This is a genomic window from Reyranella soli (genome assembly GCF_007992495.1).
Taxonomy (GTDB): domain Bacteria; phylum Pseudomonadota; class Alphaproteobacteria; order Reyranellales; family Reyranellaceae; genus Reyranella; species Reyranella soli.
The window spans coordinates 20,621-34,200 of record NZ_BKAJ01000146.1; the positions used below are offsets into that span (position 1 = coordinate 20,621).

The following is a 13,580-nucleotide window of genomic DNA, read 5'->3' on the forward strand; positions in this document are numbered from 1 at the left end:
CCAGTGCCGAGAGATCGGGCAAACCGCGATACGAGACCTGCATTGCGGACTGGCGGCAAAGCCCGGTCGATACGATATGATAAAGGCCTTATCTCCCAACCCTTTCTGGACGGACCGCCCATGAACGCGCCGATGGCCGCGAACGACCTCAATTTGATGAAATTCGGCATTGGCCAGCCCGTGCCGCGGCAGGAGGATCCCACTCTGCTGCGCGGCGAAGGCCGCTACACCGACGACATGAACCTGCCCAACCAGGCCTGGTGCGTAATGGTGCGCAGCCAGGTGGCGCACGGCGTCATCAAGGGCATCGACACCGCCGAGGCCAAGACGATGCCGGGCGTGCTGGGCGTGTGGACGGGCGCGGACCTCGCGAACTACGGCCCGCTCAAGACGCTGATCCCGGTGCCCAACCGCGACGGCACGCCGATGAAGATGCCGGTGCGTCCCTCGCTCGCCACCGACAAGGTGCGGTTCGTCGGCGATCCGGTGGCCTTCGTCGTCGCCGAGACGATGGCTGAGGCCAAGGATGCGGCCGAGGCCGTCGTGGTCGACATCGACCAGCTGCCTGCCGTCACTGATGCGCGCGAGGCCACCAAGCCCGGCGCACCCGTGGTGTTCGACGACGCGCCCGGCAACATCTGCGTCGACTACCTCTATGGCGACAGCGCCAAGGTCGCCGAGGCCTTCGCCACGGCCGCGCACGTTACGAAGCTCCGCCTGGTCAGCAACCGCATCGTCGTCTGCGCCATGGAGCCGCGCTCGGCCGTCGCCGATTACGACGCCAAGACCGACCGCTACACGCTGCGCGCCGGCAACCAGGGCGCGTTTGGCCTGAAACATCAGATGGCCGACCTGCTCAAGATCAAGCCCAACCAGATGCGCATCCTGACCGGTAATGTCGGCGGCTCGTTCGGCATGAAGGGTTCGCCCTATCCGGAATATGCCGGGCTGTTCCATGCCTCGAAGATCCTCGGCCGCCCGGTGAAGTGGACCGACGACCGCTCGGGTGCGTTCCTGAGCGACCAGCATGGCCGCGACCACGATTTCGACGCCGAGCTGGCGCTCGACAAGGACGGCAAGTTCCTGGCGGTGCGCCTGATCGGTTTCGCCAACGTCGGCGGTTATCTCGCGAACGTCGGCCCGCTGATGGGCTCGATGGGCGTGACACGCAATCTCGCCGCCATCTACCGCACGCCGCTGATCGAGGTCGCGACCAAGGTTGCCTTCACCAACACCTCGCCGGTCGGCGCCTATCGCGGCGCCGGACGGCCCGAAGCCAACTACTTCATGGAGCGATTGATCGACACCGCGGCGCGCGAGATGGGCATCGACAAGGTCGAGATGCGCAAGCGCAACCACATCAAGCCGGAAGAGATGCCGTTCAAGACCGCGTCGGGCACGACCTATGACAGCGGCGAGTTCACGACGCTCTTGGACAAGGCGCTGAAGTTCGCCGACGTCGCGGGCTTCGAAGCCCGCAAGGCCGAGAGCAAGGCGCGCGGCAAGCTGCGTGGGCTCGGCATCGGCGACTACCTCGAGGTCACGGCGCCGCCGATGAAGGAGATGGGCGGCATCCGCTTCGAACCCAACGGCGATGTCACCATCATCACCGGCACGCTCGACTACGGCCAGGGCCACTGGTCGGCCTTCGCCCAGGTGCTGACCGAGAAGCTCGGCATCCCGTTCCAGAAGATCAAGCTGATCCAGGGCGACAGCGATCTGCTGATCGCGGGCGGCGGCACCGGCGGCTCCAAATCGATCATGGCGAGCGGTGCGGCGATCGTCGAAGCCTCCGACCAGGTCATCGACAAGGGCAAGCAGATCGCGGGCGTGGTGCTGGAGGCCTCGGCCGCCGACATCGAGTTCCAGCTCGGCCGCTTCACCATCGTCGGTACCGACCGCGGCATCGGCATCATGGAGCTGGCCGAGCGCCTGCGCACGGGCATGAAGCTGCCGGAGGGCGTGCCGGACACGCTCGACGTCAACCACGTGCATGAGGCCGCCCCGTCGGCTTTCCCCAACGGTGCGCATGTCGCCGAGGTCGAGATCGATCCCGACACCGGCTGGGTCGAGGTGGTGAAGTACACCATGGTCAACGACTTCGGCACGGTCATCAATCCGCTGCTGGTCGAGGGCCAGAGCCATGGCGGTGTGGTGCAGGGCATCGGCCAGGCGCTATTCGAGCATGTCGTCTACAGCGAGGACGGCCAGATCCTGACCGGCAGCTTCACCGACTACGCCCTGCCGCGCGCCTCGGACACGCCGTCCTTCCGCATGGACTATCACTCGGTCCCGGCCAAGACCAACGTGCTGGGCGCCAAGGGCTGCGGCGAGGCGGGCTGCGCGGGCTCGCTGCCGTCGGTGATGAACGCGATCTCCGATGCGCTGGGCGGCAAGCATATTAATATGCCGGCCACACCCGAGCGCGTCTGGGAGGCGCTGCATTCCTGAGTGCTGATGTTGCCATCGTCGGCTGCGGCCCGGTCGGCGCGCTTCTAGCGAACCTGCTTGGGCAATCCGAACTCGCGGTCGATCTCTACGACCGCGAGCGCGAGATCTTTCCTTTGCCGCGCGCCGTGCATTTCGACGGCGAGGTCATGCGCATCTTCCAGAGCGCGGGACTTGCCGAGAAGGTCGCCAACGTCGCGCGTGCCTCCTCCCGCGGCATGCACTTCGTCAACGGCGAGGGCCGCACGCTGATGATCCGTCGCGGCATCGACGGGCCGGGTCCGCACGGCTGGGCCGGCAACTGGTACTTCCATCAACCGATTCTCGAGGTCGTGCTGCGCGAGGGGCTGAAACGCTTCGCCAATGTGCGCGTCCACCTCGGCCATGAGATCGCCTCGGTCGACGAACTCGACGCCCGTTACGTCGTCGGCTGCGACGGCGCGCGCTCGCTGGTGCGGCAGGCCATCGGCAGCCGCCACGTCGATCTCGGCCTGCACCAGCCCTGGCTGGTCGTCGACCTTCTGTGCGATCCAAGCAGTGCCCGCGTAAAAGCCCTGCCCGACTACACGATCCAGCTCTGTGATCCGGCACGGCCGATGACGGTGGTGAATGTCGGCGGCGAGCGGCGGCGCTGGGAGATCATGCTGATGCCGGGCGACGATCCGGCGCGGCTTACCGAGCCGGACATCTTCTGGCCGATGATGGCGCAGTGGCTGGGGCCCGACGATGCGCGGCTGGAGCGCGCCGCCGTCTACACCTTCCATTCGGTGGTGCAGCAAGGCTGGCGCAAGGGCCGCCTGCTGCTGGCGGGCGATGCCTGCCACCAGACGCCGCCTTTCCTCGGCCAGGGCATGTGCGCGGGCATGCGCGACTCCGCCAACCTCGCCTGGAAGCTTGCAGCGGTCATCAAGGGCGATGCGCCGGACTCCCTGCTCGACACCTACGAAAGCGAGCGCCTGCCGCATGTGCGGGCTTTCATCGATCTCGCCGTGAAGCTCGGCGCCGTGCTGCAGGAGACCGATCCTGCGGCAGCAGCCGAGCGCGATCGCCGCTTCGAAGCGGGCGCTGAAATGTTCGACTTTCCGCAGCCGCAGCTCGGCCCAGGCTTCCGCCTCGACGCGCCGCCGCCGGTCGGCACGATCTTCCCTCAGCCGCGACTGGCCGACGGCCGCCTGATGGATGAGGCGATCGGCCAGCGTTTCGCCATCGTCGGCGACGCGGCGCTTCTCGACGGCATTCCAACGAAGGCCGTGTTGCTGCCGGGCGTCGGCCTCGACTGGCTGGCCAAGCACGACAGGCGCGCCGCCGTTCTGCGTCCCGACCGCTATGTCTTCGGCTTGGCCGACACGACACCGGAGCTTGCGGCAATCCTCGACACCATTGTTTGATCGCAAGAACTATGTTGATAATAATTACTAATCGCACTAGACGGCAGGTCTGAAACTTCTCGAGACGGCTCCGGCGACGGGCACGTCGGGCTTTCTCGGGGAGAGTGCGCGTGTCCGGTCCTGCGAAATGGTCACCCGTGTCGATGGCGGCGGTGCTGGCGTTGCTCGGTTCCATGGACGCGACCGCACAGGCTCAGCCAACACCCGCTCCTGCTACGGCCCAGCAATTGCCGTTCGACATTCCGGCCCAGCCGCTGGCCGATGCGCTCGCCATGTTCGGCCGGCAGTCGGGCTGGCAGCTCTCCTACCCTCAGGACATCGCGCCAGGCGCGCGCTCGTCGGCCGTCGCGGGCTCGCATACGCCGGCCACCGCGCTCAGCCTGCTGCTTTCGGGAACGGGCATCACCTGGCGCGCCTCGGGCGACCAGACCGCGACCCTGACGAAAGCAGGCACGGCGACGCCACCGGCCATTGCTGGCGCGTCCACCACCGCCACGCTCGATCCGGTTCAGGTCATCGGCCAGCGGCCGACGCCATCCACTGGCACGATCGACAACCTGCCGCCGGACTTCACCGGCGGCATGGTGGCCCGCGGCAGCCGCGTGGGCGTGCTGGGCAACCGCGACTTCATGAACACGCCGTTCAGCATCAACAGCTACACGGAGAAGACGATCGAGGACCAGCAGGCCGTGACGGTGGCCGACGTGGCGCGCAACGACGCTTCGGTCCGCTTCACCGGACAGACCGGCGGCCTCCTCGACTCCTTCATGATCCGCGGCTTTCCGGTCGGCGAAGGCAACTCGGGCGAGATCGCCCTCGACGGCATCTACGGCGTCGCGCCGAACTATCGGCTGTTCACCGACTACGTCGAGCGCGTCGAAGTCCTCAAGGGCCCGGCGGCGTTCCTCTACGGCATGTCGCCGGCCAGCAGCGTCGGCGGGACCATCAACATCGTGCCCAAGCGCGCCGGCGAGGTCGACCTGACGCGCTTCACGGCCGACTACATCTCCAACCTACAGGGCGGCGCGCATCTCGACGTCAGCCGGCGCTACGGCGAGGGCCGCGAGTTCGGCATCCGCGCCAACGGCGCCTATTTCGGCGGCGACACGCCTCTCGACAAGCAGTCGCACGGCGTGTTCGTCGGCTCGCTCGCCCTCGACTATCGCGGCAACCGCTTCCGCACCTCGCTGGACTTCATCGCCCAGGACGAGCGCATCAACGCCCCGTCCCGACCGCTGCTCGTCGCCGCCGGAGTCGCCGTGCCGTCGGCACCCAACGCCAGCCTCAACCTCACCCAGGCCTGGGAGTGGTCGCAGGTCGCCGACCAGTCGCTGCTGCTGCGCGCCGAGTACGACGTGGTCGACAACGTCACGTTCTTTGCCGATTTCGGCGGCGGGCGCACGCAGGTCGCCCGCATCTTCGGCACGCCCACCCTCACCAGCTACACCGGCAACACGACCAACACGCCGGCCTATTTCAGGTTCCTGATCAACCGGCTGACCTACGACGCGGGCGTGCGCGCCACGTTCGAGACCGTCGGCATCAAGCACCTGCTGGTCATGCAGGCCTTGAGCTACCACGACGACGTCTCCCGCGGCTCGAGCTCGGGGCAGGCCATGCTGTCGAATATCTATGCGCCGACGACGCTGCCTGGACAGGCGATCGCCTCGCCCTGGTTCATGCCCAAGATCTCCAGCACCGACCTCACGGGCTTCGCGCTCTCCGACACGCTCTCGGTGCTCGAGGACAGGATCCAGCTGATGCTGGGCATCCGCCAGCAGCGGATCGTGTCGATCGACTTCAGCCCGGTGACGGGCCTGCCGACGGCGTCCTACGACATGAGCGCCCAGCCGCCCATGGTCGGCCTGGTCGTGAAGCCCTGGCAGAACATCTCGCTCTACGCCAACTACGTCCAGGGCCTGAGCAAGGGCGAGACCGCGCCGGCGGCTGCGGTGAATGCCGGCCAGGTCCTGCCGCCGTACATCGCCACGCAGTATGAAGCCGGCATCAAGGCCGACTTCGGCTGGATCGGCGCGACGCTCGCGGCGTTCCAGATCGAGAAGCCGTTCGGCCAGCTCGTCAACGGCGTGTTCACCGTCGGCGGCCAGCAGCGCAACCAGGGCCTGGAGCTCAACGTCTTCGGCGAGGTCGTTCCGTCGGTCCGAGTCATGGGCGGGTTGACGCTGCTCAACGCCCAGGTGACCCAGACCAGCACCGCCTTTGCGCTGGGCAACCGGCCGATCGGCGTTCCCAACGTCTCCGCCACGCTCACCACCGAGTGGGATACGCCGCTTGCCGGGCTGACGCTGATCGGCACGGCCGCCTACAGCGGCGATTCCTACGTCAACGTGCCCAACACGCAGAGCATTCCTGCCTGGACGCGCTTCGATCTCGGCGCGAGCTATCGCACGACACTCGACAAGACGCCCCTCGTCTTCCGCGCCACCGTGCAGAACGTCTTCAACAACAACTACTGGGCCGGCGTGACGAGCTTCGGCGGGCTGCTGGAGGGTGCGCCGCGCACCGTTCTGCTGTCGGTGGCGGCAGACTTCTGACGGATGACCGGCGGCGGCTCAGTCCTCCTGGCGCCAGCCGTCGCAAGTCGTGAGCTGGGCGGAGCACGGCGCGAACGACCAGCCGCGCAGCGTCTTGCCGCCGATCGGCGTGGCCGTGACCTCGACATACTTGCCCTCGCAGCCATGGATCGCAGATACCGCGACGCTGTCGGGCCCCCAGTTGTCGCCCTTGAAGCGCGCCACAGCCGGTGTATCGCGGCGCGGGCCCGAGCGGAGTGGCACAGTAGCGAGCTGGGTGCCGACCAGCCCGCCCCAGATCCAGCCTCGGCCATCGGCGGCATGTTCGGCATCCAGCGTCATGCCGTCCGCGGGAGTGGGCTCCTTGATCAGAAGCCAGCCGCCCTTGGACCCGACGATGTCGAACTCCACGCCGGTCCATTCATCCGCTGCGATCTTGGTGAGCGGCGCGAGATGGCCGATCACGGGCGCGTCGGCGCGCGGCGCGTTCCGGATATTGCTGCCCTTGGGATCCTTGTCCTTGGCCCAGCCGCGCGCCTCGCATTGCGTGGCGCCGGCCGTATCGAGGGGTGCCGCCGCGGCCTGCGTCGTGGCCAGGGTGAACCCCAGCAGCACGACCGTCAGGCCGGGCGCACGCATTGCCGTCAGGCCGGCGTGAACATCGGCAGCGGTGGGCCGTTGCCTTCGGTCGGCTTGAACACGACTTTCACCGGCTGCTCGCACTTCAGCTTGTCGAAGTCGCAGTCGACGATGTTGGTCACCATGCGCGGACCCTCCGCCAGCGTGACGTAGGCCATGGCGTACGGGACCGGTGCGCGGCGCATCACGCTGTAGGAGTAGATCGTACCCTTGCCCGAGGCCTCGATCCATTCCGTCTTGTCGCTGAAGCAGAACGGACAGATCGTGCGCGGATAGTGGTGCAGCTCGCCGCAGCTCGTGCACTTGCGGATCAGCAGCTTGCCCTGGGCGGCGGCGTCCCAATAGGCCTGGGTCTCCGGGCTCGCGACCGGCGCCGGCAGCTTGCGCTCTTTGGTGTCGGCCATGACTTACTCCCTCTCCAGAATGACGGTGCCGCTGCCGTGGCGCAGGCCGAGCGAGCCGCCCGTGCCGTGTGCCAGCGCCAGATCGCAGTTCTTCACCTGCACCTTGGGATGCGCCTCGCCGCGCAACTGGCGCACGGCCTCCAGCACCTTGGTGAGGCCGCCGCGGTTGGCCGGATGGTTGCTGCAAAGCCCGCCGCCGTCGGTGTTGAACGGCAGCTTGCCGGTGCCCGAGATCAGGTTGCCGTCGGCGACCAGCTTGCCGCCCTTGCCCTTCTCGCAGAAGCCCAGGTCCTCCAGCTGCATCAGCACGGTGATGGTGAAGCTGTCGTAGATCGACACGTACTTCATGTCGCTGGGCTTCACGCCCGCCTCGGCGAAGGCTGTCGCGCCGCTGAAGCGCGCGCCCGAGTAGGTCAGGTCGACCTTGCCGCCCATCTGGGTCTTCACGAACTCCCCGGCGCCGATCAGCTTGACCTTGGGCCGCTTCAGCGACTTCGCGATCTCGGGCGCCACCACGACGATGGCGCCGCCGCCGTCGGTGATGACGCAGCAGTCGAGCCGGTGCAGCGGATCGGAGATCATCGGCGAGTTCACGACGTCCTCGACCGTGACCACGTCGCGCAGCAGTGCATGCTCGTTGTATTGCGCGTGGTGCGAGGCCGCGACCTTGATCCAGGCGAGCTGCTCGGAGGTCGTGCCGAACTCGTGCATGTGGCGCATGGCGCACATGGCATACATATTCACCACCGTCGGCCCGTAGGGGAACTCGAAGGGCTCATCCGGCGTCGGTGTGCCGCCACGGGAGCGCGGCACCGTGCCGGTCGCCATGCCCTCGGCGCGCGGCCGGCCGGCCAGCGTGATCAGCGCCACCTTGCACTTGCCCATCGCGATCGCCTCGGCGGCGTGGGCGACATGCAGCAGATAGGAGGAGCCGCCGGTATCGGTCGAATCGACGTGCCGCGGCTTCAGTCCCATGTACTCGACCATGGACATCGGCCCCAGCCCGGGCGCGTCGCCGGCGCAGAAATAGCCGTCGACGTCGTCCTTGGTGAGGCCGGCATCCTCCAGCGCGCCCTTGGCGACCTGGGCGTGGATTTGCGCCAGCGAAATGTCCTTGGCGAGCCGCGTCGGATGCTCGTAGATGCCGGCAATGTAGGCTTTGCCCTTGATGCTCATCGGCGGGCCAACTCCCTCTTTATGTTGCACTGCATCGTGGGCGATTAGGCGCTCACGGAAAAGCGACAACTTCCGCCCTGAAGAACCATGCTGGTCAACCAACAATGGGGGTGTGCATGACCTCGTACTGGTGCCGATCGGCGGACACTACGTCATGGACCCGAAGGATGCGGCACGAAGAAGGAGTACTGACGAACGGCCACGTGTTCAGGCGGCGCAGCGGAAGCGGATGAAGAGGTTGACGTTGTCGGCCAAGTGGTTCTCCAGCACGATGAACGGGCCTTTGCACGTCCGTTGCATGAAGGGCTGAACGACATTCCAGTTCCGTTCGCTTTCGAGCTGGGGATCGGGGTTGATCACGATCGTCGCCCGCACGATCAGCAGTCTGTACTCGCCTTCGACTTCGGTCGAGGCGATGCGCAGTTCGTACCGGCGACCATCGACCCTGACCACTTCTACCCGGGAGTTCTCGAGCGTGCCCTTGGGCGTGCAGGCGACAAGCCCGAGCGCGACCAGGGCCAGCGGCAGGGCGCGCGCCCTAGTCGCTGCTGACATCCCGCGCCCCGACGGTGCGCTGCCTGAACTCGTCCGGCACCTCGCGGCCGACATCGGTGAAGGCCTTCTTCACCGCCGCCACGGTCGGTCCGAACACCGCCTTGCGGTTCTCGCGCGACCAGGTGTTCGAGCCGACGATGGTGTCGAGCGAGCCCTGGAAGCGCGGCATGACGTAGCGCGCAAACAGCTCGTACGACCGCAGCGTCTGCTCGCGGTTGGCCCATTCGTGGGCGCGGAACAGGATGCCGCCGAAGCCGCCGTTGGAATAGCCCAGCAGCTGCTCGATTCCCTTGGCCACGGTGTCAGGCGTGCCGACCAGGGTCGTGCCGTTCTTCACGCCGTCGCGCAGCGGATCGTCGGAGCGGCCGGGCGGCCGACCCAGCGTGTCCTCGAAGTAGGTCACGGTCTCGCAGCGCTCGCCGGCATGGACCTCGCGCAACGCCTGCTCGTCGTCATCGGCAAGGTGCGCGTTGACCACGATGCGCCATTTCTTGCGGTCGGCCTTGTGGCCGTGCTTGGCCGCCGTCTCCTCGTAGATCGCCCACTGCTTGGCCATCGCCTCGGGCCCGCCCGGCAGGCCGGCGCCGATCGACAGCACGCCGAGCCCATGCTTGCCGGCGGCGATCATGCCCGACGGCGTGATGGTGCTGGCGCAGGCGATGGGGAAATGCGGATAGGAGTAGGGCGCGAGATGCAGGCGCGCTTCCTTGAGCTCGAACCAGTCGGTCTTCATGGTGACCGGCTCTTCGCACTTGAGCAGCTGCATGATGGCCGCCAGCGACTGCTCCATGCGGTCGCGCTGGGTCGAAGGATCGATGCCCATCATGTAGGCGTCGGACGGCAGCGCGCCCGGGCCGCAGCCCAGCATGGTGCGGCCGCGCGACATGTGGTCGAGCTGCACGAAGCGGTTCGCGACCATCAGCGGATGGTGATAGGGCAGGCTGGTGACGCCCGAACCGAGCCGGATGTAGCGCGTGCGCTCGATGGCGGCGCCGATGAACACTTCCGGCGAGGCGATGGTCTCCCACCCAGCGGAATGGTGCTCGCCGATCCAGGCCTCGTCGTAGCCCAGCTCGTCGAGCCACTCGATCAGCTCCATGTCGCGCGCCATGGCGACCGTGGGGTTCTCGCCCAGCCGATGGAACGGCGCGAGGAAAATTCCGAACTGCAAGCCCTTGTGATTGCCGGTCTGTGCCATTTGACCTCCGTGACTTTCACCGTAGCACGCGCGTGCCGTTGACCGAAGCCACGGCTTGCGCCGATCATCGCGCGATGACCACGGAATCCCTGCCCCTGCGACGCTTCACCATCGTCGAGGTGAACGACGCAGGCGTGCCGCTTTGCCTCAGGCTGGCGACGTCGCTCGCCGCCAAGATCGCCGCCGACCTCGGCGCCGACGTCCTCAAGATCGAGCCGCCCGGCGGCGATCCGGTGCGCCAGGCGCCGCCGCTGCTGCCGTCAGGGGCCAGCGCCTTGTTCCAGTTCCTGAATACGTCCAAACGCTCGCTGGTCCTCGACCTCGGAACCGAGTCCGGCCGTGCAAATCTCATGCAATTGCTCGACCGCAGCCATGCCTGCCTGTTCGAGGAGCCGGCCTCGATCGCCTCCTTGGCGCGCGCGGCCAAGGCGACGCCGATCGAGATCGCGGCCTTCCCGGCGGAAATGGATGCCGCAGCGCGACCGGTCAGCGAGCTTGCCATCCAGGCGCTGGGCGGCCTGATGCACATGATCGGCGAGCCCGAACGCAAGCCACTGAAGCTCGGCGGCCACCAGGCCTCCTGCGCTGCCGGCCTAACCGCCTTCACCGGCCTCGCCGCCGCACTGGCCGCGCGCGATGCGGGCCAGCGCGCGCCACACGTCCGCGTGTCGCTGGCCGAGGTCATGCAGTGGGTCAACTGGAAGGCCGCTTCGGGGGCAGCCGCCACCGGCGTCTCACCCGGCCGCGAAGGCAAGGCTTCGGAATTCCAGGTCATGCCCTGCCGCGACGGTCATGTCGCGGTCGTCTACACCGTCACGCAATGGCCGGCGACGCGCACCCTGATCGGCGACCCGCGGCTGAATGACGAAAAGTTCGCCACCCGCGCCGGCCGCCGCAAGAACATCGCCGAGCTCTACGCGATCATCGCGCCGTGGTTCACCGACAAGACACGTGCCGAGATCCAGAAGACGGCGCAGTCCAAGGGCGTGCCGTTCGGCCCGATCTTCACGCCGGCCGAGCTGCTCGAGACCGAGCAGTACGTCGCCCGCGGCTTCCTCGCGAAGATGACGCATCCCGAGATCGGCAAGCTCCTGATCCCGCAGCTGCCGGTGCAATGGAACGGCCGCTCCTTCGCGCCGCGTCCCGCCCCGTCCCTCGAGCGCGCGGAGCTCGCGGCATGAACGGCCCCCTCACCGGCGTACGCGTCCTCGACTTCGGCCTGCTGACGGCCGGCGCCAACACCTCCGCTATGCTGGCCGATCTCGGCGCCGACGTGATCAAGATCGAATCGGGCGCCTATCTCGATCCCTTCCGTGTCGTCGGCAAGATGGACGACGACGAGGGCTGGTGGAACCGCTCGCCGCAGTTCCGCTTCACCAACCGCAACAAGCGCGGGCTGGCGCTGAACCTCAAGGATCCCGAGGGCCAGCGCGTGATCCGCGAGCTCGCGAAGCACTGCGACGTCGTAGTCGAGAACTTCCGCCGCGGCGTGCTCGAACGTGCGGGGCTGGGCTACCAGGCGCTGAAGGAGATCAATCCGCGCATCGTGTTCGCCGCGATCTCCAGCCAGGGCGACACGGGGCCCGAGCGCATGAACGTGTCGTTTGGCAGCACGCTCGACGCCACGTCGGGCATCGCCTCGCTCACCGGCTACAAGGGCGAGGAGCCGCGCATCTCGGGCATGGATGTGAACTACCCCGACCAGATCGTGTCGCTGTTCGCGACCGGCATCGTCATCACGGCCGTGATGGAGGCCCGTCGCAGCGGCAAGGGAGCCTTCCTCGACTTCTCCCAGCGCGAGGTCGCGTCCTTCACCCTGGGCGAGGAGATTCTGGCCGCATCCGCCGATCCATCGCATTCCCTCGCCCCGCGCGACAACGGCACGCAACAGGATGCCTATTGCTGCAGGGACGGACGATGGATCGCCGTCGCGCACGATGAGCCCGGGCTTGCCTCCTGGTGTGCCGACCGAAATAGAGACGACGCCGTCGCAGCCCTGCTCGCCCGCGGCATCGCCGCTGCGCCGTGCAACGATGGCAACGACCTGCTGAACGACAGAAGCCTCGCCGGGGTGACGCTGGTGCGCGACGAGCATGGCGGCTTGGTGAAAGGCCTGCCCTACCGGCTCGACGGCAAGGGCATCACCATCGAACGCGCCGCGCCTGATCTCGGCCAGCACACCGACGAGGTGCTGCGCGAGCTTTTGGGCTATGGCGATGCGGAGCTGACGAAATTGAAGAAATCCGGCGTGACATCGACGACGCCGACCGTGGGAGATGTGTGATGGCGCGCGCTGAAGTGCACAAGATCATGGAGCGCATGGCGATCCCCGCCATCGCCGCGCCGATGTTCCTGGTCTCCAATCCGGCGCTGGCGCTCGCCTGCTGCAGCGAAGGCATCATGGGCAGCTTCCCCGCCCACGGCACGCGCAGCCGCGAGGAGTTCCAGGGCTGGCTGGACGAGATGCAGGATGGCATCCAGCGCCTGGAGGATGCGGGAAAGAAGCCCGCGCCCTGGGCCGTGAACCTGGTCGTCCATGCCTCGAACCCGCGCTATCCCGGCGATCTCGAGCTGGTCGAGAAGTACAAGGTGCCGGTCGTGCTCACCTCGAAAGGCGCGCCCGGTGACGCCATTAAGCGCATCCACGGCTGGGGCGCCGTCGCCCTGCACGACATCGCGAACCGCCGTCACGCCGAGAAGGCGCTGGAAGCGGGCGTCGACGGCGTCATCGCCGTCGCGGGCGGCGCCGGCGGCCATACCGGCACGATCAATCCCTTTGCCCTGATGAACGAGGTGCGCCAGCTCGGCGATCACTTCGCCGTCGTGCTGGCCGGCGGCCAGACCACGGGCCGCGACGTGCTGGCGGCCGAGGCGATGGGCGCCGACCTCGCCTATATCGGCACGCGCTTCATCGCCACCCAGGAGGCGATGGCGGCGGCGGCGCACAAGGACATGATCCTGAAGACCCGCGCCACCGACGTCTTCCTCACCGCCTCGATCGACGGCGCCCCGGCCAACTGGCTGACGCCCAGCCTGCTCGCCGCCGGCATCGACCTCGACGTCCTGCGCACGACCTTGCCCACCAAGATCGTGTCGGCGCAGGACAACAAGAAACGCTGGAAGGACATCTATACGGCGGGCCATGGCGTCGGAAACATCGAGGACGTCCCGACAGCGGCGGAGCTCTGCCGGCGGCTGGTTGATCAGTATCGCGCTGCCAAGCAGGACTTCATGCGGC

General features: G+C 67.4%; 11 protein-coding genes. 6 read left to right on the forward strand and 5 right to left on the reverse strand.

Annotated features, from left to right (window positions below; genetic code table 11):
* The first annotated feature begins 120 nt into the window (after nucleotides 1-120).
* The 3 genes from RSO01_RS35610 to RSO01_RS35620 all read left to right on the forward strand — a co-directional run bounded on the left by RSO01_RS35610 (nucleotide 121) and on the right by RSO01_RS35620 (nucleotide 6,391).
* Entirely contained in the window at nucleotides 121-2,451 is a 2,331-nt protein-coding gene (locus RSO01_RS35610; RefSeq protein WP_147155362.1) for a xanthine dehydrogenase family protein molybdopterin-binding subunit, read from the forward strand.
* Entirely contained in the window at nucleotides 2,448-3,836 is a 1,389-nt protein-coding gene (mhpA, locus tag RSO01_RS35615) for a bifunctional 3-(3-hydroxy-phenyl)propionate/3-hydroxycinnamic acid hydroxylase MhpA (RefSeq protein WP_147155363.1), read from the forward strand. Before RSO01_RS35610 ends, mhpA begins: the two co-directional genes overlap by 4 nt.
* 110 nt (nucleotides 3,837-3,946) lie before the next feature.
* Nucleotides 3,947-6,391 carry a TonB-dependent receptor gene (locus RSO01_RS35620; protein WP_246159043.1) on the forward strand — a complete coding sequence of 815 codons (2,445 nt, stop codon included), beginning with the start codon at nucleotides 3,947-3,949 and terminating at the stop codon, nucleotides 6,389-6,391.
* An 18-nt stretch (nucleotides 6,392-6,409) separates the two neighbouring features.
* Here RSO01_RS35620 and RSO01_RS35625 read toward each other — a convergent pair whose 3' ends face one another.
* From RSO01_RS35625 to RSO01_RS35645, 5 genes are all read right to left on the reverse strand, one after another.
* The gene (locus RSO01_RS35625) at nucleotides 6,410-7,009 is read right to left on the reverse strand and encodes a hypothetical protein (RefSeq protein WP_147155364.1); all 600 of its coding nucleotides are present in this window, start codon (nucleotides 7,007-7,009) and stop codon (nucleotides 6,410-6,412) included.
* Nucleotides 7,010-7,014: 5 nt separating this feature from the next.
* Entirely contained in the window at nucleotides 7,015-7,413 is a 399-nt protein-coding gene (locus RSO01_RS35630) for a Zn-ribbon domain-containing OB-fold protein (protein WP_147155365.1), read from the reverse strand.
* A gap of 3 nt (nucleotides 7,414-7,416) precedes the next feature.
* Nucleotides 7,417-8,589: a thiolase family protein gene (locus RSO01_RS35635; RefSeq protein WP_147155366.1), complete on the reverse strand. Its 1,173-nt coding sequence runs from the start codon at nucleotides 8,587-8,589 to the stop codon at nucleotides 7,417-7,419.
* Nucleotides 8,590-8,796: 207 nt separating this feature from the next.
* On the reverse strand, nucleotides 8,797-9,144 hold the full coding sequence (locus RSO01_RS35640; RefSeq protein ID WP_147155367.1) for a hypothetical protein: 348 nt from the start codon (nucleotides 9,142-9,144) through the stop codon (nucleotides 8,797-8,799).
* Entirely contained in the window at nucleotides 9,128-10,342 is a 1,215-nt protein-coding gene (locus tag RSO01_RS35645; protein WP_147155368.1) for an LLM class flavin-dependent oxidoreductase, read from the reverse strand. The genes RSO01_RS35640 and RSO01_RS35645 overlap by 17 nt, the downstream gene beginning before the upstream one ends.
* Nucleotides 10,343-10,416: 74 nt before the next feature.
* Here RSO01_RS35645 and RSO01_RS35650 point away from each other — a divergent pair, with 74 nt between their 5' ends.
* The 3 genes from RSO01_RS35650 to RSO01_RS35660 all read left to right on the forward strand — a co-directional run.
* Nucleotides 10,417-11,523: a CoA transferase gene (locus RSO01_RS35650; RefSeq protein ID WP_147155369.1), complete on the forward strand. Its 1,107-nt coding sequence runs from the start codon at nucleotides 10,417-10,419 to the stop codon at nucleotides 11,521-11,523.
* The gene (locus RSO01_RS35655) at nucleotides 11,520-12,626 is read left to right on the forward strand and encodes a CaiB/BaiF CoA transferase family protein (RefSeq protein ID WP_170303607.1); all 1,107 of its coding nucleotides are present in this window, start codon (nucleotides 11,520-11,522) and stop codon (nucleotides 12,624-12,626) included. Before RSO01_RS35650 ends, RSO01_RS35655 begins: the two co-directional genes overlap by 4 nt.
* Nucleotides 12,626-13,580: NAD(P)H-dependent flavin oxidoreductase (locus RSO01_RS35660; protein WP_147155371.1), on the forward strand; the 955-nt coding region annotated here is incomplete at its 3' end. The genes RSO01_RS35655 and RSO01_RS35660, both read left to right, overlap by 1 nt.